This is a genomic window from Saccharothrix stipae (assembly GCF_054781895.1).
Map to the genome: position 1 here is coordinate 446,120 of NZ_BAAGTN010000009.1, position 22,365 is coordinate 468,484.

At 71.4% G+C, this 22,365-nt stretch carries 25 protein-coding genes; 16 read left to right on the forward strand and 9 right to left on the reverse strand.

Features of this window, described 5'->3' with window-relative positions:
- Position 1 precedes the first annotated feature (1 nt).
- The 8 genes from ACYVLT_RS25260 (at position 2) to ACYVLT_RS25295 (ending at position 6,615) form a co-directional block, all read left to right on the forward strand.
- Positions 2-946 carry a carbohydrate ABC transporter permease gene (locus ACYVLT_RS25260; protein WP_461122793.1) on the forward strand — a complete coding sequence of 315 codons (945 nt, stop codon included), beginning with the start codon at positions 2-4 and terminating at the stop codon, positions 944-946.
- A complete protein-coding gene (locus ACYVLT_RS25265) occupies positions 946-1,791 on the forward strand; it encodes a carbohydrate ABC transporter permease (RefSeq protein WP_360453782.1) in 846 nt (281 codons plus the stop codon). The genes ACYVLT_RS25260 and ACYVLT_RS25265 overlap by 1 nt, the downstream gene beginning before the upstream one ends.
- A 4-nt stretch (positions 1,792-1,795) precedes the next feature.
- Positions 1,796-2,977, forward strand: coding sequence for an ABC transporter ATP-binding protein (locus tag ACYVLT_RS25270; protein WP_461122680.1), 1,182 nt, complete (start codon positions 1,796-1,798; stop codon positions 2,975-2,977).
- A 277-nt stretch (positions 2,978-3,254) separates the two neighbouring features.
- Entirely contained in the window at positions 3,255-4,142 is an 888-nt protein-coding gene (locus ACYVLT_RS25275) for an SDR family NAD(P)-dependent oxidoreductase (protein ID WP_461122681.1), read from the forward strand.
- A gap of 54 nt (positions 4,143-4,196) precedes the next feature.
- On the forward strand, positions 4,197-4,787 hold the full coding sequence (locus tag ACYVLT_RS25280) for a type IV toxin-antitoxin system AbiEi family antitoxin domain-containing protein (protein ID WP_461122682.1): 591 nt from the start codon (positions 4,197-4,199) through the stop codon (positions 4,785-4,787).
- 172 nt (positions 4,788-4,959) lie between these two features.
- Entirely contained in the window at positions 4,960-5,241 is a 282-nt protein-coding gene (locus ACYVLT_RS25285; RefSeq protein ID WP_461122683.1) for a hypothetical protein, read from the forward strand.
- Complete coding sequence (locus ACYVLT_RS25290) at positions 5,208-5,564, forward strand: nucleotidyl transferase AbiEii/AbiGii toxin family protein (protein ID WP_461122684.1); 357 nt, start codon at positions 5,208-5,210, stop codon at positions 5,562-5,564. The genes ACYVLT_RS25285 and ACYVLT_RS25290 overlap by 34 nt, the downstream gene beginning before the upstream one ends.
- A 79-nt stretch (positions 5,565-5,643) precedes the next feature.
- Entirely contained in the window at positions 5,644-6,615 is a 972-nt protein-coding gene (locus ACYVLT_RS25295; RefSeq protein ID WP_461122685.1) for a hypothetical protein, read from the forward strand.
- 1 nt (position 6,616) lies between these two features.
- Here the strand turns inward: ACYVLT_RS25295 and ACYVLT_RS25300 are convergent, their stop codons facing one another.
- Positions 6,617-7,456 carry a chromosome partitioning protein ParB gene (locus tag ACYVLT_RS25300; protein WP_461122686.1) on the reverse strand — a complete coding sequence of 280 codons (840 nt, stop codon included), beginning with the start codon at positions 7,454-7,456 and terminating at the stop codon, positions 6,617-6,619.
- Between the two features lie 13 nt (positions 7,457-7,469).
- Positions 7,470-8,132, reverse strand: a complete 663-nt coding sequence (locus tag ACYVLT_RS25305) for a metallophosphoesterase family protein (RefSeq protein WP_461122687.1) — start codon at positions 8,130-8,132, stop codon at positions 7,470-7,472.
- A 107-nt stretch (positions 8,133-8,239) separates the two neighbouring features.
- On the opposite strand from ACYVLT_RS25305, the gene ACYVLT_RS25310 reads away from it, so the two are divergent.
- On the forward strand, positions 8,240-9,325 hold the full coding sequence (locus ACYVLT_RS25310) for a DUF2332 domain-containing protein (RefSeq protein ID WP_461122688.1): 1,086 nt from the start codon (positions 8,240-8,242) through the stop codon (positions 9,323-9,325).
- Between the two features lie 7 nt (positions 9,326-9,332).
- Here ACYVLT_RS25310 and ACYVLT_RS25315 read toward each other — a convergent pair whose 3' ends face one another.
- Together ACYVLT_RS25315 and corA are read right to left on the reverse strand one after the other, a co-directional pair.
- The gene (locus ACYVLT_RS25315; RefSeq protein ID WP_461122689.1) at positions 9,333-10,550 is read right to left on the reverse strand and encodes a hypothetical protein; all 1,218 of its coding nucleotides are present in this window, start codon (positions 10,548-10,550) and stop codon (positions 9,333-9,335) included.
- 181 nt (positions 10,551-10,731) lie between these two features.
- On the reverse strand, positions 10,732-11,808 hold the full coding sequence (corA, locus tag ACYVLT_RS25320) for a magnesium/cobalt transporter CorA (protein WP_461122690.1): 1,077 nt from the start codon (positions 11,806-11,808) through the stop codon (positions 10,732-10,734).
- 297 nt (positions 11,809-12,105) lie between these two features.
- Here corA and ACYVLT_RS25325 point away from each other — a divergent pair, with 297 nt between their 5' ends.
- Complete coding sequence (locus ACYVLT_RS25325; RefSeq protein WP_461122691.1) at positions 12,106-12,612, forward strand: MaoC family dehydratase; 507 nt, start codon at positions 12,106-12,108, stop codon at positions 12,610-12,612.
- 81 nt (positions 12,613-12,693) lie between these two features.
- On the forward strand, positions 12,694-13,779 hold the full coding sequence (locus ACYVLT_RS25330; protein ID WP_461122692.1) for a DUF2332 domain-containing protein: 1,086 nt from the start codon (positions 12,694-12,696) through the stop codon (positions 13,777-13,779).
- A gap of 59 nt (positions 13,780-13,838) precedes the next feature.
- On the opposite strand, the gene ACYVLT_RS25335 is transcribed toward ACYVLT_RS25330, so the two are convergent.
- Positions 13,839-14,258, reverse strand: coding sequence for an NUDIX hydrolase (locus ACYVLT_RS25335; protein ID WP_461122693.1), 420 nt, complete (start codon positions 14,256-14,258; stop codon positions 13,839-13,841).
- A gap of 137 nt (positions 14,259-14,395) precedes the next feature.
- On the opposite strand from ACYVLT_RS25335, the gene ACYVLT_RS25340 reads away from it, so the two are divergent.
- The 5 genes from ACYVLT_RS25340 to ACYVLT_RS25360 all read left to right on the forward strand — a co-directional run bounded on the left by ACYVLT_RS25340 (position 14,396) and on the right by ACYVLT_RS25360 (position 17,253).
- Positions 14,396-14,554, forward strand: a complete 159-nt coding sequence (locus tag ACYVLT_RS25340) for a hypothetical protein (protein ID WP_360453817.1) — start codon at positions 14,396-14,398, stop codon at positions 14,552-14,554.
- A gap of 38 nt (positions 14,555-14,592) precedes the next feature.
- A complete protein-coding gene (locus ACYVLT_RS25345) occupies positions 14,593-15,153 on the forward strand; it encodes a PH domain-containing protein (protein WP_360453820.1) in 561 nt (186 codons plus the stop codon).
- Between the two features lie 14 nt (positions 15,154-15,167).
- Complete coding sequence (locus ACYVLT_RS25350; protein ID WP_461122694.1) at positions 15,168-16,025, forward strand: PHP domain-containing protein; 858 nt, start codon at positions 15,168-15,170, stop codon at positions 16,023-16,025.
- Positions 16,026-16,133: 108 nt separating this feature from the next.
- Entirely contained in the window at positions 16,134-16,940 is an 807-nt protein-coding gene (locus ACYVLT_RS25355; RefSeq protein WP_461122794.1) for a RecB family exonuclease, read from the forward strand.
- A gap of 10 nt (positions 16,941-16,950) precedes the next feature.
- Positions 16,951-17,253: a hypothetical protein gene (locus ACYVLT_RS25360; RefSeq protein WP_461122695.1), complete on the forward strand. Its 303-nt coding sequence runs from the start codon at positions 16,951-16,953 to the stop codon at positions 17,251-17,253.
- 57 nt (positions 17,254-17,310) lie between these two features.
- Here ACYVLT_RS25360 and ACYVLT_RS25365 read toward each other — a convergent pair whose 3' ends face one another.
- The 4 genes from ACYVLT_RS25365 to ACYVLT_RS25380 form a co-directional block, all read right to left on the reverse strand.
- Positions 17,311-17,772, reverse strand: a complete 462-nt coding sequence (locus ACYVLT_RS25365; RefSeq protein WP_461122696.1) for an RICIN domain-containing protein — start codon at positions 17,770-17,772, stop codon at positions 17,311-17,313.
- Positions 17,773-17,986: 214 nt separating this feature from the next.
- Complete coding sequence (locus ACYVLT_RS25370; protein WP_461122697.1) at positions 17,987-18,859, reverse strand: alpha/beta fold hydrolase; 873 nt, start codon at positions 18,857-18,859, stop codon at positions 17,987-17,989.
- 42 nt (positions 18,860-18,901) lie between these two features.
- Complete coding sequence (locus tag ACYVLT_RS25375; protein ID WP_461122698.1) at positions 18,902-20,257, reverse strand: Rv3212 family protein; 1,356 nt, start codon at positions 20,255-20,257, stop codon at positions 18,902-18,904.
- 307 nt (positions 20,258-20,564) lie between these two features.
- Complete coding sequence (locus ACYVLT_RS25380; protein ID WP_461122699.1) at positions 20,565-22,226, reverse strand: DEAD/DEAH box helicase; 1,662 nt, start codon at positions 22,224-22,226, stop codon at positions 20,565-20,567.
- Positions 22,227-22,365: the final 139 nt, after the last annotated feature.

Here is a 22,365-nt window from a genome sequence, read left to right on the forward strand (position 1 = left end):
GCTGGACGCCGACGCGGACGCACCCGCCGAACCCGGGCTGTCGCCCAAGGCCAAGGCCGCGCTCAGCGAGGGCAAGAAGGCCGAACGCCGACTCGGCCTGCTGCTGTGCGCGCCCGCGATCCTCATCATGGCCGCGGTCGCGGGCTGGCCGATCATCTACTCCCTCTGGCTGTCCCTGCAGCGGTACGACCTGAAGTTCCCGGACCGCACCGAGTTCGTCGGCCTGGAGAACTACGTCACCGTGCTGTCCAACCCGTACTGGTGGAACGCCATGTGGGTGACGGTGGTCATCACGGTGGTGTCCGTGGCGATCGAGCTCGTGCTGGGCATGGCGCTGGCGCTGATCATGCACCGCACCCTGGTCGGCCGGGGCATCGTGCGCACGTCCACGCTCATCCCGTACGGCATCGTCACCGTCGTCGCCGCGTTCTCCTGGCGCTACGCCTGGACGCCCGGCACCGGCTACCTGGCCGAGACGGTCGCGGGCGGCGACCCGGTGCTCACCGAGAAGATCCCGGCGATCATGGTGGTGACGCTGGCCGAGATCTGGAAGACCACGCCGTTCATGGCGCTGCTGCTGATGGCGGGCCTGGCGCTGGTGCCGGACGACCTGCTCAAGGCCGCCGCGATGGACGGCGCGAGCGCGTGGCAGCGGTTCACCAAGGTGATGGTGCCGGTGATGAAGCCCGCGATCCTGGTGGCGCTGCTGTTCCGCACCCTCGACGCGTTCCGCATCTTCGACAACCTGTTCGTGCTCACGGCCGGTTCGCAGGGCACCTCGTCGGTGTCGATGCTGACCTACAACAACCTGATCAAAGGTCTGAACCTGGGCATCGGCTCCACCATGTCGGTGCTCATCTTCATCGCGGTGGCGATCATCGCGTTCGTGTTCGTGAAGCTGTTCGGCACCGCCGCACCCGGCGGCGACGGCGGGGGGAGGCGCTGATGGCCGGCATCGGCGGGGCCGTGACCACGGGGCGCAAGGCGCGCTGGACCGTGCTCAACGTGCTGGTGGTGGCGTACGCGCTGTTCCCGGTGCTGTGGATCGTGTCGCTGTCGTTCAAGACCAAGGAGACCCTGGGCGACGGCAACTTCATCCCGCGCGCGTGGACGCTCGACAACTACGCGGCGATCTTCTCCACCACCGAGTTCGTCCGGGCGCTGGTGAACTCGATCGGCATCGCGCTGATCGCCACGGCCGTCGCGGTGGTGTTCGGCACGATGGCCGCCTACGCGATCGCCCGGCTCGACTTCCCCGGCAAGCGGCTGCTGGTCGGGGTGTCGCTGCTGATCGCGATGTTCCCGCAGATCTCGCTGGTCTCGCCGCTGTTCGAGATCGAGCGGACGCTGGGGCTGTTCGACACCTGGCCCGGCCTGATCCTGCCCTACATCACCTTCGCGCTGCCGCTGGCGATCTACACGCTGTCGGCGTTTTTCCGCGAGATCCCGTGGGAGCTGGAGAAGGCGGCGAAGATGGACGGCGCGACGCCCGGCCAGGCGTTCCGCCGGGTCATCGCGCCGCTGGCCGCGCCCGGCGTGTTCACCACCGCCATCCTGGTGTTCATCTTCTGCTGGAACGACTTCCTGTTCGCGATCTCGCTGACCTCCACCGAGAGCTCCCGCACGGTGCCGGTCGCGCTGTCGTTCTTCACCGGCAGCTCGCAGTTCGAGGACCCGACCGGGTCGATCGCCGCCGCCGCCGTGGTGATCACCATCCCGATCATCCTGTTCGTGTTGTTCTTCCAGCGTCGGATCGTCGCCGGGTTGACCTCCGGCGCCGTCAAGGGGTGAAGCAATGGCCGAGATCGTTCTGGACAGCGTGACCAAGCAGTACCCCGACGGCGCGGTGGCCGTGCGGGACGTGGACATCGAGATCGCCGACGGCGAGTTCATCATCCTGGTCGGCCCGTCCGGCTGCGGGAAGTCCACGACCCTCAACATGATCGCCGGCCTGGAGGACATCACCTCCGGCGAGCTGCGCATCGGCGGCGAGCGGGTCAACGAACGCGCGCCCAAGGACCGCGACATCGCCATGGTGTTCCAGTCCTACGCGCTGTACCCGCACATGACGGTGAAGGAGAACATGGCCTTCCCGCTGCGGCTGGCCAAGGTGGACGACGCCACGGTGGAGAAGAAGGTCCGCGACGCGGCCGAGATCCTCGACCTCACCGGGCACCTGGACCGCAAGCCGTCGAACCTGTCCGGCGGGCAGCGGCAGCGGGTCGCGATGGGGCGGGCGATCGTGCGCAGCCCCAAGGCGTTCCTGATGGACGAGCCGCTGTCCAACCTCGACGCCAAGCTGCGCGTGCAGATGCGCACCTCGGTGTCGCGGCTGCAGAAGCAGCTCGGCACCACCACCGTGTACGTCACGCACGACCAGACCGAGGCGATGACCCTCGGCGACCGGGTGGTGGTGATGCGCGGCGGCGCCGTGCAGCAGGTCGGCGCGCCGCAGTTCCTCTACGACAACCCGGCCAACCTGTTCGTCGCCGGGTTCATCGGCTCGCCCGCGATGAACTTCGTGCCGGCCGCGTTGGAGGAGGGCGTGCTGCGCTCGGCGTTGGGCGACGTGCCGCTCACCGACCGGGTGCGCGGGCTGGTGGAGGGCGCCGGGGCGCCCCGTGAAGTGATCATGGGGTTGCGGCCCGAGCACTTCGAGGACGCCCGACTGGTGGACGAGGCCGTTCGCTCGAAGGGGGTCACGTTCACCAACCACGTCGACGTGCTGGAGTCGATGGGCTCGGACAAGTTCGCCTACTTCAGCCTCCAGGGTGAACAGGCGACCTCGGCCGAGTTGGCCGAGCTGGCCGCCGACGCGGGCTCGGCCGACGTGCCGGGCGGCGGTGTGTCGCTGGTCGCCCGGATCGCCGCCACGTCCACCGCGGTCGAGGGCGAGCCGGCCGAGATCTGGTTCGACGCGGACCAGGTGCAGCTGTTCGACCCGGCCAACGGCCGCAACCTCACCTACCGCGGCTGAACACCCGACGCCGAGGCCGTCCCCGCGCGCCGGGGACGGCCTTTCGCGTTTCCACCCGAGCCCAACGGGGGTTTTCCGGAGGTCACGGGAAGATGCTGACCAGTCGGGACCATCGGCAGGGACGAACTCCATAGGCCATTCAGCGCAGCAAACACACACCTCGTCGCATTTGTCCCGCCGCCTCTGTTGCCGATCCCCACCCTGGTCGAAGGCGGGAACGACTCCGGCCGTAAGCGCCGGGGCAGGGGAGACCGCCGAGCACAGAGAAGAGCGCGAGATGGGGACTCTTGACGGAAAAGCAGTCGTGATCACCGGGGCGGGGCGAGGGCTCGGCGAGGCCTACGCGATGCACGCCGCGCAGGCCGGCGCCGCGGTCGTCGTCAACGACGTGGACGCTGACCAGGCCGAACAGGTCGCCGAGCACATCCGGGCGTACGGCGGGCGCGCGGTGGCGAGCACGCACACGGTCGCCGATCCCAGCGAGGCCGAGAAGATCGTGGGAATGTGCCAGGCTGAGTTCGGCCGGGTCGACGGCCTGGTCAACAACGCCGGGCTGAACTACGAGGTGCTGCCGTGGGACGACGAACCGGAATCGATCCGGCGGATCGTCGAGGTCAACCTCCTGGGAGTCATATACACCGGGATGGCCGCGATGCGGGTGATGCGCGAGCAGGGCTCCGGCTCGATCGTGAACATTTCGTCGGGAGCGTTTCTGGGCCAGCGCAAACTGGCCGCCTACTCGGCCACGAAAGGCGCGGTGGCCTCGCTCAGCTCGTCGTGGGCCCTGGACCTGGAGGGGGACAACATCCGGGTCAACGCCGTCTGCCCGGTCGCGCACACCCGGATGGTGTGGAAGTCGGAGCGGTCGTTGCGCGCCATCCCGGCCGACCGCACCCCCGGCAAGGTCGCGCCGCTCGTGCTGTTCCTGCTCAGCGACGCCGCGGACGGCATCACCGGGCAGATCGTCCGGTGCAACGGCCGGCAGCTGCACCTGGTCGGCCACCCGTACTTCAAGCAGCCGATCCTGGAGAGCGACACGTGGGACACCGCGTCGGTCAAGCGGGCGTTCGACGGCGTCCTCCAGGCCCACCTGGAACCGTTCGGCCTGGAGAAGCGCATGCCACCGCGCCTGCGTGACCTGGTCGAACCCGGCCGCACGGCCTGAGATTCGTGGATGGAAGTGTCGCCAGGATCGACCAAGGTGGTGACACTTCCATCCATGGCGCCGTCTCTCGACGACCTGCCCGACACGTTCACGACGGCCACGGCCCGTGCCCACGGCCTCCACTTCCGCGACCTCTACCGGCTTCGGGACGGGGGAGAGGTGGTCGAGCTGTCGCGTGGTGTGTTCCGCAGAGCGGGCGCGCCCGCACCGTCCCTGCCCGATCTGCTGGCGATCGCCTATCGCGTGCCGAACGCCGTGGTCTGCTGCGTGTCCGCCGCCGCGGTGCACGACCTGACGGACGAGATCCCGATCGCGGTGCAGTTCGCCGTGCCGCGCGTGCAACGCCCGCCACGCATCGACTACCCGCCGACCGAGGTCTTCCGCTTCAACGCGGACACGTTCGAACTTGGTCGCACCGACGTGGAAGCGGCACCCGGCGAGGCCATTCGCGTCTACTCCGAAGAGAGGACCGTGGTGGACCTGATGAGGCTGCGGCACCGGCTCGGCGAACCGATCGCGCTGGTCGCCCTGCGCCGCTACCTCGGGCACCGCTCCGCTCGGCCGGGGCAGTTGCTGGAGATCGCGCGCCGGCTCGGTGTCCATGGGCCGGTGCGAACCGCGGTGGACGTGGTGATCTCCGAATGAGCCGCCCCACCAAGGGGACGCCCGGTGGGCGTGCCTACCGGGACCTGCGGAACCGGGCACGCAGGGAGGGACGCCCCACCGAGGAACTGCTCGTGCTCTACACCCTCGAACGGTGGCTCGCGCGGCTGGCCGGGTCGCCCCACGCGGCGAAGTTCGTGCTGAAGGGCGGCATGTGTTGGCCGCACTCGGTGCCCGCAGGCCGACGTCCGACGCCGACCTCCTCGCCACGCACCTCGCCAATGACGGGCAGACCGTGGTCGCCCTCGTGACCGAGGTGGCCGGTCGGTCGCCGGACCCGGACGATGGTGTCGAGTACCTGGTCGACTCGGTCCCGTCGCAGTCGATCCGGGACGACGCGCTGTACGCCGGGGTGAGGGTCACGATGGACTGCCGGGTGGGCAGCGCCCGGGTGAGCCCGACGTGGTCGTGCTGGGCTACCCCGTCGAGACCGTGATCGCGGAGAAGCTGAGCACGGTCATGGCGCTGGGGGAGGCGAACACCCGGGTGCGGGACTACGCGGACGTGTACGTGCTGATCGGTCGGAACGCAGTCGACCGTCCTGCCGTTCGCGCTGCGTTGCGGGCCACGACCGCGTACCGGGGAGTGGCACTCCGCGAGCTCTCCGAAGTCGTCGGCGGGCTGGGCGAGCAGCGCGCCGGCACGTACCGGGCGTTCAAGCAGGGACTGGGCGGTGGTGGTGACCGGTTGCCTCCGACGTTCGCCGAAGTGGTCGCGGTCGTCGTGGATTTCGCCGACTCGCTGGTCGCCGACAGCTGACCGGCGCGGCGGGCCTGCGTGGTCACCACTCCTTCGGGTGATCGCCTGATAGGTGGTCCGTGCTGCGACGATGCTGGACGTGGGCACGCGCACACCTCGGGTCACGGACTGGCGGCTGGTGGTCCAGTCGCGGCTGGATCGCGTGCGTGCCGACCTCGCCGCGCTCGGTCCGCCCGATCCGCTCGACCAGGAGAGCCAACAGTGGCGGGCGGTGGCCGAGCAGGAGGCGGCCGTGGTGGAGGACATGATCACGCGCACCGAGTCGCGGTGGCGGACGGTGGCGTCGTGGTGGTCCGGCTGGCACATCGAACGGGCCTGGCGGTCGTTGCACGAGGCCGAGATCGCGGTCGTGGCGGCGGGCAACGGGTTCCTCGGGCGGCTGCCCGGCCTGAAGGCCAGGGTCGGCGAGAACCTGGACGAGGACGACCCGCGGCGGGTCGCGCTGGAACAGATGCGGCCCGGCGAGTTCCCGCTCGCGGTGGAGCGGGAGATCGTGGTGGACGCGCTGCGGGCCGCGTTCGACGCCTCCGACTTCGCCCACGCCGGCTCGCGGGCGCTGCGCAACAAGCTGATCGCCACCTCGGTGGTGCTGTTCGTGGTCAACACCGTGCTCGGCGTCGTCGGCCTGCTCGAACCCGGGCTGGTCCCGATGTGCGTGAGCGCGGAGAAGCTGCCGACGGTGTGCCCCTCGGGCAAGATCGCGGCGAGCACGGACGTGTGGCTGATCCAGGTGTTCGGCGCGTTCGGCGCGGTGCTCTCCGCCGTCGTGCTGCTCCTGCGCCGCCGCCCCAGCCTGTCGCCGTACGTGATGGTCGGCTACCAGGCCATGATCAAGGTGCTGCTGGGCGCGGCGCTGGCGGTGGTCGGCATCCTCGCCCTCGGCGCCGGCGTGACGACCGGCCTGATCGGCGTGGCGTCCCAGGCGGCCCTGCTGCTGTGGGCCGTCATCCTCGGCTACGGCCAGCAGGTCGCGACCCGCCTGCTGGACACCTACACGGACCGGGTGATGGACCGGGCCCGCCCGCTGCCGAAGCTGGAGGAGCAGCGGTAGCTCACCGGCGCGAGCGCAGCGTGGCGATGACGTCCTGGTCCCACCGGTGCGTGCGGATCAGCCGGTACCGCTCGGCCGCCACCCACACGTAGGCCTCGGTCTCCGTGCGGTCGCCGACCAGGTCGGCCTGCCGCAGCATCCCCACCACCGGCTGGTACTCCTCGGCGTACCAGCGCCGCGCGACCGTCGCCCGGTCCAGGAACACGCCCTCGTCCTGCATCAGCCGGAAACCCCACGCCTCCACGTGCTCGCCCAGCTCGGCGTACTCCCACGGGTCCGACAGCAGCACCGCCGCCCGCGCCTGCCCGCCCAGCGGCACCCGCTCCAGGAACAGCCGCCGGTAGTCCTTCACGATCAGGTCGCCGCGGTGGCGGATGCCGTGCGCCGCGATCCGCGTCACGACCTCCGTCACGTACGCGTCGATCACCTCCAGGCCCAACGCGTGCGCCACCGACACCCGGTGGTGCCCGTCCTGGACGAAGTGCAGGTCGCCGACCCGGTACACCTCGATCGGCGGCACCGCCTCGCCCCGCCGCTGCGCCAGCGCCAACCGCTGCCACCGCTCGCGCACCCGCGCCGACGTGGGCCGGAACCGCCGGTCGAAGTCGCGGGTCCGGTCCACGCTGCCGACGATCGAGTCCAGCCGGATCGCCTGCAACCCCAGCCGCCGCTCGCTGAGCATCCCCAGCGACTCCACCACCTCGTGGAACGGCAGCATGATGTTCACGTCGTCGGGCTCGCGGCGCAGCCACGCGGCCAACCGCGACATCACCTGGCGACGGCGGGCGCGCAGGAAGTCGTTCTCCGCGTCGGCCCGCGGGAAACCGGTGTCACGTGGCACGTCACTCCTCCTTTCAGCGCACCCGGGACGGGATGTCCAGCACCTTGTGGCCCACCACGTTCACCACCCGCGTCCCGTCGAGGTCCCGGTCCGGCTTCACCTCGCCGTGCGGGTGGATGTGCCCGTGCAGCATGATCGGCGGCCGCAGCCGCCGCACGGCCTCGTGCAGGCACGCGAACCCGCGGTGCGGCGGGTCGGGCTCGTCGCCGCAGCCCGCCGGCGGCGAGTGGGTGAGCAGCACGTCCACCCCGCGCCCGTCGCGCAGCCGCCGCCACCGCGCGGCCCGCAGCACCCGCCGCAGCCGCCGCGCCTGCCCCCGTTCGGTCCACTGGTTCGGCCCGCCGCTGTAGCGGATCGACCCGCCGAGACCGGCGATCCGCAGGCCCGCGACGTCCACCACCCGTTCGTCGGCGTTCACCGCGCCCGCCGGTCCCGGCCAGCGCGCCGGGATGCCCGCCTTGGTCCACAGGCCGCGCACGTTCGAGTAGCCGGTCAGGTCCGCGTCGTGGTTGCCCGGCACGAACACGCACGGCCGGTCCAACGCGCTCGCCAGGTACTCCAGGTAGTCGAACGGCAGGTCACCGGCCGCGACGACCAGGTCGACGTCGAGCGCGCGGACCCGGTCGGTCCACAGCCGCTCGACGACCTCGTCCGCCACCGCGAGCACCTTCGGCACCCACCGAGCCTAAGCGCTGCCGCCGCCGGTGACACCTCGTCGGTGAAAGGGTGAAAACCACGTTCCTCCTACTGCCGCACAAGGGAAATCGGGTTAGCGTCACGGGTGTGCTCGCCGAGTTGTTCCTCGACGCGTCCCGCGGCTGCCAACTGCACAGCCCGCTCACCCACACCCTGCTGGTGTCGGCGGCGGACGACCTGGCCCGCGGCGGCGTCACCGCGCGGGTGATGGCGGGCGCCGAGTGCGACCGGCAGGGCACCGTGCCCGGCCTGCGGTTCGCGGGCGCCCTGCACCGGCTCGTGCTGGAGGGGCGCGCGCCGACGCTGGCCAGGCACTACCCGACCGCGGGCGGCAAACCGGACCTGGACACCCTCTGGGACGACGCGCTGCCCGTGCTGCACGAGCACGCCGACGAGCTGCACGCCCTCGTCACGTCCACGGTCGTGCAGACCAACGAGCCGGGCCGCAGCGCGCCGCTGTTCGGCGGCCTGCAGACCGCCACCCACCTGGCCGCCGCCGAGGTCGGCCGCCGGGCCACGTTCCCGATCCGCCTGCTGGAGGTCGGCGCGTCCGGCGGCCTGAACCTGCGCCCGCACCACATCGCCTACCGGGTCGGCGGCACCACGCTCGGTGACCCGGGCAGCCCGTTCGCACTCGACCCCCGGTGGTCGGGCCGGCCGGCGGTCGACTTCGGCCACAACCTGCGCCTGGTCCGGCGCGCCGGCTGCGACCTCAACCCGGTCGACGTGTCCACAGAGGACGGGCGGCTGCACCTGTCGTCGTTCGTGTGGGGCGACCAGGTGGACCGCTTCGAACGCCTCCAGGCAGCCGTCGAGCTGGCCAGGATCGACCCGGTCCCGGTGCGGCCGGCCACCGGCCCGGAGTGGCTGGCCGAGCAGCTCGTGCGGCCCGAACGCGACGTGTTGACCGTGGTCTGGCACTCGGTGGTCTGGCAGTACGTCTCACCGGCCGACCGCGCCATGGGCCGCGCGATCCTCGCCGACGCCGCCTCCCGGGCCACCCCGATGGCGCCGCTGGCGCTGCTGGTCTACGAGCCACGGCGCACGCACACCGCGGACATCTACGAGTTCCAGCTGCTGCTGAAGCTGTGGCCGGCCGGCATCTCGCTGCGCCTGGGCACGGGCTTGGGCCACGGGATCCCGTTCACCTGGGACACCCAGCCCTGGAACTAGTCGCCGGCTACCAATGCCGACCCGGGCCGTCCAGGAGCCGCCGGCGGAGTTCGCGGAACAGGGGGTCGTGCTCCGTCTCGTACTCGTCGGGGATGGCACCGCTGTTCGGGTAGAGCTGGAACGGGCGACCCCCGTCGTCGACGACCGTCGTGCCGCGCCGACCCGCGTGCAGCCACTCCAGGTGCAACTCCCAGTCGACCTCCTGCCCGGCGACCGTGGGCGTGACCACGAACTGCTCGGGATCGCTCGCGGTGACCGCGTAGGGGAACCCGCCGCGGGGAAGGACGGGCACGACCCGGTCTTGGGGTCCGTAGGACGACGTCCCCCGCGCGCGGACGTGCGGGGCGTCCTCGCGGAGATCCGTCGAGAAGTACAGGTCCTCGGCCTTCAGCCGCAACTCCGCCGCGGTCAGGTCGACCTCGACCGGCCGGACCGGCAGCATCATGGCGTTGACGGTCGGCGGCCTCCGGCGGACGGCGAGGCGCGGCTCGCGGCGCGCGACGACCACGGGCTTGAGGTCCTGGAGGACGACCGCCCGGGCGCCGCGACCTTCGACCGTCACCGTGATCGAGGCGTAGTCGCTCAGCAGCACCAGGCCCTCCGGATCACCGTCCACGACGAAGTGGTCGGACGTGCGGCGGACGTCGACGGTGACGATGACCGGCTCGTCGTGCTCCGCGGCGGAGCCGTAAAAGTGCACGCCGCCGTGGATGGCACCGGCTTGGACGAGGTTGCGCACCTCGCCGGTCGCCTCGTTGTGCGTTCCGGGAGCCCGGCGTTCCCCCTTCGGCGTGCCCAGGAGCCGGCGGAACCACTCCGCTCGTTCCTCGTGAGCCCCGCGCAACAGCGACGCGACGGTGTCCCGCACCTCGGCGGTCGACAGGTCGGCGAGCGGGTGCTCCCGGCGGTTCACGACGACCGCCGAAGCCCCGCCCGCCCCGTGCCGACGCAGGAAGTCGATCACCACGTCGGCCACCGACGCCCAGAACCCGTCGCCCGGCACGACCTCGACGAGCCGGTCCAGGAGCGACCCACGCGAGTCCTCCGGTCCCGGGCCGGACCGGATGCCCGCCCGGCGCAGTCGGGTGGCGAGGTCGTCGGCGAGCCGGGCCGGCACCCAGAACCGGAACGAGTCGGCGGTCGGGCCGGGCTCCGCCTCCAGTGGCGGGACGCGAGGCCGTTCCGGCCACTCGGCCTCGTCGAACAACCGCACGATCATCCGCACCCCCGCACCCGTGGAAGCAGTGCGGGGGAGCGTACCGACGGTCAGTGGCCGGTGGCGATCAGCAGCGTCACGGTGGCGAGCCAACCGATCAGGAACGTGAGCACCCAGAACCGCAGGTTGGTGAACATTCTGGTCATGGTCGAACCATCCCGTCGCAGGAAGGGGGGTAGGGGAAGGGCTGCTACAGCCACTGGTTGCGACGGAATATTCGGTACAGCGTCAGGCAGACCACGAGGATCACGGCGATCACCATGGGGTAGCCGTACTTCCAGTGCGTCTCCGGCATGAAGTCGAAGTTCATGCCGTACACGCCGACCACCATGGTCGGCACGGAGATGATCGCCACCCACGCGGCGAGCTTGCGCATGTCCGAGTTCTGCTGGAGCGTGATCTTCGCCAGCACCGCGTTGACCAGCGTGGTCAGCAGCTCGTCGAAGTTGATCACGCGTTCGGACACCTCGGTGAGGTGGTCGTCGACGTCGCGGAAGTACGAGCGCACCTGCTCGGGGATCAGCGGGGTGTAGCCCTCCGCCAACCGCCGCAGCGGCACGGCCAGCGGCATCACCGCCCGGCGCAGCTCCAGCACCTCGCGCTTCATCAGGTAGATCTGGTCGGCGCTGACCCGGCTGCGCGGCTGGAAGACCAGCGCCTCCATCTGGTCGATGTCGTCCTCGATGTGGTCGGTCACGTCGAGGTAGTTGTCGACCACGTGGTCGGCGATGGCGTACAGCACCGCGGCCGGACCGTGGCGCAACCGGTCGGGCTCCTCCTCCAGCTCGCGCCGCACCGCGGCCAACCCCGAGTGGTTGCCGTGCCGGACCGTCACCACGAAGTCCCGGCCGAGGAACACCATGACCTCGCCGCTCTCGACGATCTCGTTGGCCGTGTCGGGCGAGGAGTTCTGGATGTACCGGACGGTCTTGAGGACCATGAACAGCATGTTGTCGTAGCGTTCGAGCTTGGGCCGCTGGTGCGCGTGCACGGCGTCCTCGACGGCGAGCTCGTGCAGCCCGAACGTGTCCGCGACGCCCTGGATCTGCTCCTCGTCCGGCTCGTGCAGCCCGATCCAGACGAAACCGTCGCCGCGCTTGCGCACCTCCTCGACCGCGTCGGTGTGCGACCAGCGGCCGGGCAGGCGCGTGCCGTCGACGTAGACGCCGCAGTCCACGACGTAGTGCGACAGCGGCACGGGGATGGGCACGGAGGGGCGCTCCGGCGCGCGGCCTCTCAGGCCGCCGAGCGAGGGCAAGCTGGGCACGGGTCCTCCAGGTGGGGAGCGTCGACTCGACGAACGACGACGGCACGTCCCCGACCGGTACCGCTGGGCCTAGCTGTGGAAAGCCGGCTCCCCGATGAGGACGCGCGAGGTACTCGCAGGATGGGGGTCGTTACTCATCGGTAGTCCTCACCTCCTCGGGTCGGCCGTCCGCGGCGGTGTAGTCGCTCACAGACCAGTTGCCGAGGGTACTCCCCCGGTGCTCACACTGTCCCCCCGGTCGGCGTGGTCCTCGATCACGACGGCCGATCACCAGTTGCCGGCCAACGGAGGCGTGCGGTGCAGTTCGGGCGTTACTACGAGGAGTTCGAGGTCGGCGCGGTCTACAAGCACTGGCCCGGGAAGACGGTCACCGAGTACGACGACCACCTGTTCTGCCTGCTCACCATGAACCACCACCCGCTGCACATGGACGCGCACTACGCGGCGGAGACCACCGACTTCGGCAAGAACGTGGTCGTCGGGAACTACGTCTACTCGCTGCTGCTGGGCATGTCGGTGCCCGACGTGTCGGGCAAGGCCATCGCCAACCTGGAGGTGGAGTCGCTCAAGCACGTGAAGCCGACGTTCCACGGCGACACCATCTACGGTGAGACCGAGGTGCTGGACAAGACGCCGTCGAGGTCCAAGGACGACCGCGGCGTGGTCCACGTCGAGACGCGCGGGTACAAACAGGATGGAACGGTCGTCTGCGTGTTCCGCCGGAAGGTCATGGTGCCCAAGCGCTCCTACGGCGAGGCACGCGGCGGCGAGCAGCCGGGCAGGCCCGAACCCTCGGCCGGCTGAGCCGGCGATCGGGCAGGGGTCGGCTGAGCCGGCGATCGGGCACGGGTCGGCTGAGCCAGGGGAACAACACAGAGGAGTGACGTGACCTCGCTGGATCTGGTGCGGCAACGACTGGTCCGGTTCGCCCGGAGCGAGGCGCACGGCGTCTCGCCGCTCTACGAGCACCTGGCCACGCACGCCGCGGACGATCCGGAAGTCGCCGGGCTGCTGACCGCCGCCCCGGAGCGGTTCGCGTACCCGACCCTGCTCCTGGCGGCGGCGCACCGGCTGGTGCAGGCCGAGCCGTACCACGCGCTGTCCAACTTCTACCCGTCGTTGGGCGGCACCTACGGCGCGGACGAGAGCACGTGGCCGCTGTTCCGGCAGTTCGTGCTGGACCGGGCCGACCGGATGCGCGAGCTGATCTCCCGCCGGACCGTGCAGACCAACGAGGTGCGGCGGGCCACGCTGCTGTACCCGGCGCTGGCGAGGATCAAGGGACCGGTCGGGCTGCTGGAGGTCGGCTGCTCGGCCGGCCTGCTGCTCGGGCTGGACCAGTACGGCTACCGCTACCAGACCCAGCAGGCCGGGCAGCTGGTCGCCGGGCCGACCAAGGCGGCGCTGGGGCTGCACTGCGCGTTGGAGCTGGCGCCCGGCGCGGAGCTGCCGAAGATCCCCAAGACGGTGAAGATCGCGGCCAAGGTCGGCCTGGACCGGGCGCCCGCGGACCTGACCGACGAGGACACCTACGCGTGGCTCGAAGCGTGCGTGTGGGCCGATCAGCCGGAGCGGTTGCGGCTGTTCGGCGTGGCCGCGACCGTGCAGCGCAAGTCGCCGCCGGAGTTCGTGGTCGGCGACGCGGTGGCCGACCTGGGCAAGGCCGCCGACCGCGTGCCCGACGACCTGCCGCTGGTGGTCCTGACCAGCAACGTCCTGCCGTACGTGGCGGGGGAGGAGTTCATCGGCGCGCTGCGCGACCTCGGCCGGCCGCTGTGGTGGCTGAGCCACGAGGGCTACGCGGCGGGGCTGGTCCACGTGCTGCCGGAGCGCGACGACCTGCGGCCCGGACCGGACGCGTCGGCGTTCGGCGTGGTCGGGCTGGTCCGGGTCGAGGGCGGCGAGGTCCGGTCGGCGCAGGCGCTGGCCCGGACCGCGCCGCACGGCCAACGGCTGATCTGGCTCCCGTGACGGCGGCTGGTCGACTTCCGTGACGACGGCGGTCCGGCTCCCCGATCGGGCGAAGTCGATCAGCCGCGGGGGAGCTGCCCCCACCCCTCCAGGGTGTCGTGCAGCATCTCGGTCAGTGGAAGTGTGGCCAAGATCGCAGCATCGGCCCAACACGCGTCCGAAGCGTCGTCCCCCGGTCGGAGCACCCCCGATCGCACCTGGCAGACGTAGTCGTGGATCTCGAACACGCCCCGTGGCGCCGGACGGGTGACGGTGCCGATCCACGCCCCGACGGTCACGGAGAGTCCCGTTTCTTCGAGCAATTCCCGCACTATTGCGGTCTCGTCGGATTCGCCGGATTCCACTCGACCGCCCGGTAACGACCACAGTCCCTCACCTGGGGGATTGCGCCTCCGGACGAGTAGTAGCCGCCCGTTCGAGTCATGGACGATGCCACCGACACAGCGGATCCGGAGGTCACGTTCGGCCGTCACGATCACCTAGCGTAGTCACACCGGGTTGGCGGTGCAGCCCGCTGACCCAAGTGCGGTACAAATCTCCCGACGTGTCGCGGAGTGCGGTACAACGGTTTTCACTGGCGCCAAACGGGTGCGGGTAGCGAACGGGGTTGATCACCGTGAATCTGAAGAAGATTCTCACTTTCGCCGGGGTCGGCTTGGTCCTGTTCTTCCTCATCGCGGAGCCTCAGCAGGCGGCTCAGCTGGTGCAGAACATCCTGGGCACGCTCCGGACAGCCGCTGAGGCGCTCATCACCTTCGTGAAACAATTGTTCTGAGTCGCCCGACTCCTCCCCCACGGCGAGAGGTCGAAGGCATGTTCGCACCACGGGACCCCGACGAGTACCTCCTGCCCACGGAGCGTCGGGTCATCCGGGTCCGCAGGCACTGGAGCAGCCTCCTCTGGGACCTCCTGGAGGCGGCGGCGCTGCTGGCCGGCGCCATGATGATCTCCTACCTGCTGCCCGACAACGCCGGCATCATCCAGAACATCCTCTGGTACGCCTCGCTGTTCGTGCTGCTCAGGCTGGCCTACTTCGTCATGGAGTGGTGGGTGGAGCGGATCGTCGTCACCGACAAGAGGTTCATGATCTCCTCGGGGGTCTTCGAGACCAAGGTCGCGATGATGCCGATCAGCAAGGTCACCGACCTCACCTACGAGCGCTCGGTGCTCGGGCGCATGTTCGGCTTCGGCACCCTGGTCGTGGAGTCGGCGGGTCAGATCCAGGCCCTCAACCGGATCGAGTACCTGCCCAACCCCGAGGAGGTCTACGACGCCATCTCCGAGTTGACCTTCGGTGACAAGAAGGCCCAGGCGGAGCGCTTCTCGATGATCAAGGCGCAACGGGCGGCGCGCGGCAAGAAGATGGTGCCGTAGTTCAGACTGGTCGGGTGCGCATCGACCTGCACACCCACTCGACCGAGTCCGACGGCACCGACACGCCCGCGGAGCTGGTGGCGGCCGCGGCCGCCGCCGGCTTGAACGCGGTCGCGCTCACCGACCACGACACGGCCGCCGGCTGGGTGGAGGCGGCCAACGCGCTGCCACCCGGCCTGAGGCTGGTGCGCGGCGCGGAGCTGTCCTGCGCCTCCGACGACGGCCGGGGCCGGGTCATCACCGTCCACCTGCTCGCCTACCTGTACGACCACACCTCCCCCGCGTTGGTCGAGGAGCAGCTGCGGCTGCGCCTGGAACGACGGCTCCGGCTGCGCCGGATGGCCGAGCGGATGGTCGAGGACGGTTTTCCCATCGACCCGGACGAGCTGATGGCGGCCATGCCGGCCGACGCGCCCGCCGGCCGCCCGCACCTCGCCATGGCGCTGATCCGGGCGGGCGTGGTGGCCACCGTGGACGAGGCGTTCGCCAGGTACCTCACCGGCGGCCGCTACTACGCGCCGCGCACGGACACCCCCGTGGCGCGGGCGATCGAGATGATCACCGAGGCCGGCGGGGTGACGGTGCTGGCACACCCCTTCGCCGTCTCGCGCGGCCCGATCGTGACCGACCGGGTGGTCGCCGACCTGGCGGCGCTCGGCCTGGCCGGCGTCGAGGTCGACCACCCCGACCACGACCCGTCGACGCGGGCGCGGCTGCGCGGCCTGGCGGGGGAGCTTGGCCTGCTGACCACCGGTTCCAGCGACTACCACGGCACGAACAAGACCGTGCGGCTCGGCGCGGAGACCACGTCACCGGAGGTCTTGGACGCCCTGGCCGATAGGGCAACCGGGTGCAAGGTGTTGGTCGGTTGAGGTAGCGGTACGGAAACTGTCGGGGTCGCTCGGTAGCGTCTGCTCGTGCGGAAACAGTCGGGGCCGGAACCGTTGGGGCAGGAACAGTTGGGGTTCGACTTCGGCGCGATGCCGAAGAAGCTGGTGCGGGTGACGCCGGCGAAGCTCGCCACGTGGGCCGACTGCCCGCGCCGGTTCCGCATGGCCTACCTCGACCGGCCGTCGCCGCCGCGCGGCGGGGCGTGGGCGCACAACACCCTGGGCGCGGTGGTGCACAACGCGTTGAAGGCGTTGTTCGACCTGCCCGCCCAGCGCCGCACCCCCGAGCAGGCGGTGGCGTTGCTGCACCGGCAGTGGAAGAACGACGGCTTCCGCGACGCGGAGCAGGCCGCCGTGTACCGGGACCGCGCGGTCGGGTGGGTGCGCGACTACGTCACCGAGCTGGACACGTCGATCGAGCCGGTCGGCATCGAGCGCTGGGTGTCCACGCCCACGTCGAAGATCGTCGCCGAGGGCCGGGTCGACCGGATCGACCTGCGCGACGGCGAACTGGTGATCGTCGACTACAAGACCGGGCGGCACGCGCTCACGGTGGACGACGCGCGGGGCTCGCAGGCGTTGGCGCTGTACGCGCTGGCGGCCCGGCGGACGTTGCGCAAGCCGTGCCACCGGGTCGAGCTGCACCACCTGCCGACGGGCACGGTGTCGGTGTGGGAGCACACCGAGGAGAGCCTGGGGCGGCACGTCTCGCGGGCCGAGGAGGCGGCGGACGAGCTGCGGTTGGCCACCGACACCCTGGACGCGGGCGGCGACCCGGAGATCCTCTTCCCGCCGCGCACCGGCAACCAGTGCACGTGGTGCGACTTCCGCCGCTCCTGCCCCGAGGGGCAGCGGGCGGCGCCGACGCTCGACCCGTGGGCGTTGCTCGCGCCGTAGAGTTGGCCGCGTGACGATGGTGGACAGCGGACCCGAACCACGCCTGGCCAGGCTGTGGCGAGGCGTCAGCGGCGCACTCGCCGTCGGCTTGGTGCTGCTGGCGTTGGCGATGATCGGCGTGCAGGTCTACGCGGGCACCCGCGACCTGCCCGGCCCCGGGCTGGGCGTGGTGGCGGGGCACGTCGGGGCGGCCGTGGCCGCGGCGGTGGCCCAGGTCGTCGCCGATCGCCGCCGGGGCTGGCTGGTGGCGGTGTGCGGCCTGCTGGTCGTGCTGGTGGCGGCGTCGACGATGTGGTTCTACTGGTGGGCGTGACCTCGCGCCGATCGGGCACGTCGGTCGGGAGCGCCCGGCCGACGAGCCCGCGTCCGGTCAGTCGCGCACGTACCAGCGCTGGTCGGCCCGCTCGGGGTCGCACGTGGTGAGCAGCAGTTGCCGCACCGAGCCGTCGTGCGTGACGCAGGTGCCCGCGTCCATGTTCCGGATCATCCAGGGCTCGCTCTCCTCGCCCCGCCACTGCTGGGCGAGCGAGCCGTCACACGGCTTGCCGACGACCGCGTCGTCCTGCGCGGTCGCGCAGAGCCCGTCCCGCTGCTCCTTGAGCGTGCCGTTGTAGCCGACCTCCCACCGCTGGTTCGCCTCGCCGTGGGCGGGGTAGGCGATGGTGGGGTAGCCGGACCAGTCGGACTGGTCCCACACGTCACCCGGCCGGGCCGCGCTCTCGATCGTGACCACCCGCTGCGGGGTGTCGGCCTGGTCGGCGGTGGCGGTCGGTGCGAGGGCCAGTGCGGAGGCCGCCACGGCGACGGCGGTGAGCACGCGTCGGAACGTCATGCGTCTTCCCTTCCCTGTCGGTGCTGGGGTGCGCTTCCATTACAAGCGTCCGAAGGTACCTCTGAGCAGCGAAAACACCTTCAGGGAGGAAAACGACACGGTCCGGGCGAGCTGCTGCCCGCACCGTCACGCACGGCTCGGGCGGCGAGACCCGACCACGCGCCGCGCGGTGGTCGTCCGGGTGACGCACGGCGGACGTGGACCCCGCGAGGGGTCAGGAGAGCCAGGCGCGCCAGGTCGGCAGGAGCGTGGCCAGCAGGGCGTCCGGGGCCTCGGTGTTCGGGTTGTGCATGACGCCGGACAGCACGGCGAAGTCGGCGTCGAGGCGTTCGGCCATGTCCCGCTGGCTCGCCGCCGACCACGCGTCGTCCAGCTCCCCGCACACCACCAGGCACGGGATCCCCGTCGAGCGCGCGACGCGGGCCAGCTTGGCGACCAGGTCCGGCTCGGTGCGCAGCGCCTCGCCCATGCCCAGCAGCCCGGCGGGCGACGAGCGGACGAACCGCTCGTGGTAGAAGTCCTTCAGCTCCTGCGGCACCAGCCGCCAGTGCGGGTTGAGCGCCTGTCGGGTCTCGTGCACCTGCACGGCCGCGTCGATGCCCTGCTCGCGGAGCACGACCTCGCCGTAGTCCAGGGCGGTGCGGCGCTCGCCCGGCGGCAGTTCCGACGGGCCGGACGACAGCAGCGTCAACCCGGCCACGGGCGCGCCCGCCAGCACCGCGCCGCGTGCGACCAGGCCGCCGAACGAGTGGCCCAGCAGCAGCACGCGCCTGCCTTCGGCGGCCAGCTTCGCGGCCAGTTCGGCCACCGCCGCGCCCAGCACCTCGGGCCGGTAGTCGGATTCCACCACCGGTCCGGGCGACTCGTACTGGCCGGGCAGGTCGATGGCGACGACCTCGACGCCCGCCTCGGCGATGGGGTCGACCAGCGGCGCGAAGTCCTCTTTGGACCCGGTGAAGCCGGGGACCAGCAGCGCGGTGGCGCCCAGGTCGTGGCCCGCGGCGGGCGCGTGCAGGGCCGCGATCGAGCCGTACCTGCCGGGCAGGTCCACGCGTTGCGCCCGGTGCGGGCTGAACTGCGAGTGCACGTCTGGCAGTCTGCCGCACCGGCCGCGTGGGCGCGTGGCGCGTTACCGCAGTGCGACGAGGGTCGTGCCGCGCTGCTCCAGCACGACCGGGCCCTCGGTGGCCATCTCGACCGGGCCGGTGTGGTCGCCCCGGTCGACCGGGAGCGAGGCCACTTCCTCGCCGGTGACCTGGTCGAGCACCTTCAACCCGCGCTCCACCGGCACCAACAGCCGCCCGGCGAGCGTGGTGCCCGCGCCGAGGGTGCCGTTCGCGGTCCACAGCGGGGTCAGGTCGGTCAGCGACAGCGCCACCGTCTTCGACCCGGTGAACCAGTAGGTGTTCGCGGTGCTGGTGAACGTCGACGCCACCCGACCGGGGGGATCGCCCGCGAGTTCCTCGGCGGTCACGTCGACCGCGTGGGTGCCGACCGCGCTGCCGGTCTCGGCGTCGAACACCACGATCCGGCCCGGCACGGCCACCGCGACCCGGGTCGCGGTCACCGCGATCACCCGGGCGCCGGTCTCGCCGGTCACCGCGGTCGTGATGACCTGCGGCTCGTCGGCCTTCTCCGGGTTCGGCTTGAGCACGGTGAGCCGGTCGGACGGGTCCAGGGCGGGGCATCGCTCGATCAGCGCCACCTTGCCGCCGGTGACCGCGAACGAGCCGTAGGTGCACCCGGTGCGCGGCTGCTTGTTCGGGTTCACGATGGCGCGCAGCGCGCCGTACTCCATCGAGCGGACCAGGTCGTCGCGGCGGTAGACCTCGACGAACGTCTCGCCGGTGGTCAGCACGTGCGAGCCCTCGTTGAGCAGGCGGGTGCCGAGTTCGGCGTCGCCGTTGCGCTGCGGGCCGCGCTTGCCGGAACCGACCTCCAGGGTGGTCACCTCGGAGCAGTTGGTCTCCTTGCGGTGCACCGCGAACACCCGGCCCCAGGCCGTGGTGACGGTGCACAGGGGCCAGTCGCGGGCGTAGCGCCAGCGGACGTCGCCGGTCAGCGCGTCGCGGCCGACGACCTCGCCGCCGTCGCCGGTGACCACGACCGAGTCCAGGTTGACCGGCGCCGGGGTCGCGCCGCTGGGCGCGCGCCAGATCTCCGACAGCGTCGGCGGCAGCGCGGTGACCGGCTGGAGCGGGGTGATCTCGGACGGGCCGGTCTGGCTGACGGTGTTGCGGGCGTCGCTGGTGATCCACAGGACCAGGCTCGCCACCAGCACGCCGACCACGACCAGGGCCAGGCCGATGAAGTCGCCCCTGGTGCGCCAGGACCTGGCCGGCAGCGGCTCGAAGGTGTCGTCGTCGTGCGGCTCGTCGTGCGGCTCGCTGCGCTGCTCGACCTGGGGCTCGTCGGGCTCGGCCAGGACGTCTTCGTCGTCCAGCACGACCTGCCCGTTCGACTCCGCCTGCTCCGGCTGGCCCACTGCCCGGCTCCCGATGATCGGTGATCTGTCGCGTTCGGTCTGGCGACATGCTGCCACCACCGGGACGAGGTCGGTGTGAGGCGGCGGCACGTTCCGTCCCGCGCGGCCCGTCCGTGCGGCGTTCCGGCGAGGGGTCTCGCCGGGAGCACCGGGGTGGTTCGGGCCGCCTCGTCGTCGACCGAGGTGCGGTAACGGTGTTGTCGTACGTTGTCGAGCCTTGATCACCCGATCGGGCGGCCATCGGGCCGGGCAGCGCTCAGACCCGCGCTGCCCACCACGATCATGCCCTACTCGGCGTGCCCTGCTCCTACTCGGCGGACGCGGGCGCGGACTCGCCCTCGCCGCCGCCCGTGCGACGACGCCTGCGCCTGCGCGGCCGCTCGCCCTCCGCGGCCGGTGCGGCGGACGACTCCGCCGCCGGCGCGCCCGCGGTGACCTCGGCACCCGACTCGGGCGCGGTGCCGCTCTCGCCCGGCGTCACACCGGCGCGGCTGCGGCGACGACGGCGCGGTCGCGTGCCGCCCTCCTCGCCCGACCCGGAGCCGGTGGTGCTGCCGCCGCCGGTCGCGGTCGAACCGGTCTCGGCGGCCGGTGCCGCCTCGCCGCCCGAACGGCCCGTGCGGCGGCGCTTGCGCGTCTTCTTCTCGCCCTTCAGGTTCTCCTCGGGCTCGGCGTCCAGGCCCGCGCGCGTGCGCAAACCCATCGGCAGCCGACCGGTCGAACCCGCCGGGATGTCCAGCTCGGCGAACAGGTGGTCGGACGTCGAGTACGTCTCCACCGGCTCCGGCTTGCCCAGGTCGAGCGCATCGCTGATCATCTTCCACCGGGGCATCTCGTCCCAGTCCACCAGCGTGACCGCGACACCCGTGCGGCCCGCGCGACCGGTGCGGCCGATGCGGTGCACGTAGGTCTTCTCGTCCTCGGGGCACTGGTAGTTGATGACGTGCGTGACGCCCTCGACGTCGATGCCGCGGGCCGCCACGTCGGTGGCCACCAGCACGTCGATCTTGCCCGAGCGGAACGCCCGCAGCGCCTGCTCGCGTGCGCCCTGGCCGAGGTCGCCGTGCACGGCCGCCGCGGCGAAACCGCGCTCGACCAGCTCGTCGGCCACCTTCTGGGCGGTGCGCTTGGTGCGGGTGAAGACCATGGACAGGCCGCGCTCACGGGCCTGCAACGCCCGCGCCAGCAGCTCCGACTTGTCCAGCGCGTGCGCCCGGTAGACGAACTGCTCGGTGCGCTCGTGGATCGCGCCCGCGTCGTTCTCCTCGGCCCGCACGTGCGTGGGCTGGTTGAGGAACGTGCGCGCCAGCGTGATGATCGGCCCCGGCATGGTCGCCGAGAACAGCATGGTCTGCCGCTCGTCGGGCACCATGCGCAGGATCCGCTCGATGTCGGGCAGGAAGCCCAGGTCGAGCATCTCGTCGGCCTCGTCCAGCACCAGGCCGCGCACCTTGCCCAGCACCAGGTGGCGCTGCTCGGCCAGGTCGAGCAGCCGGCCGGGCGTGCCGACGACCACGTCGACGCCCTTGCGCAGCGCCGCGATCTGCGGCTCGTACGGCCGGCCACCGTAGATGGCCAGCACGCGCACGTTGAGGTGCTTTGCGGCGTCGGTCAGGTCGTGGGTGACCTGGAGGCACAGCTCGCGCGTCGGCACCACGACCAGCGCCTGCGGCGTGCCGTCACCGGGCGTGACGATGCGCTGGAGCAGCGGGATGCCGAAGCCCAGCGTCTTGCCGGTGCCGGTGCGCGCCTGGCCGATGACGTCGTCGCCGGCCAGGGCCAGCGGCAGCGTCAGCTCCTGGATGGCGAAGGTGCGGTGGATGCCCGCCTCGGCCAGGGAGCGCACGATCTCCTCGCGCACGCCCAGCTCGCCGAACGTGGGCGAATCGGGTTTGACCGGGGCGTCGGCCACGAGCGGGTGCGAGGTGTCGTCTTCCGGGACACCCGCCTCGCTGTGCTCCAAGGCCACCGGGTCGATATGGGTCTCTTCGTTCGTCGCGGTCAGGATGATCGCCTCTCTCGTACCAGCGCGCCACGGCCTGTACGGGCCGCTCGACCGCGTCACCGCCACTGGGGGCCACCGCAAGGGGCCGGGCGGGTCGCGGGAG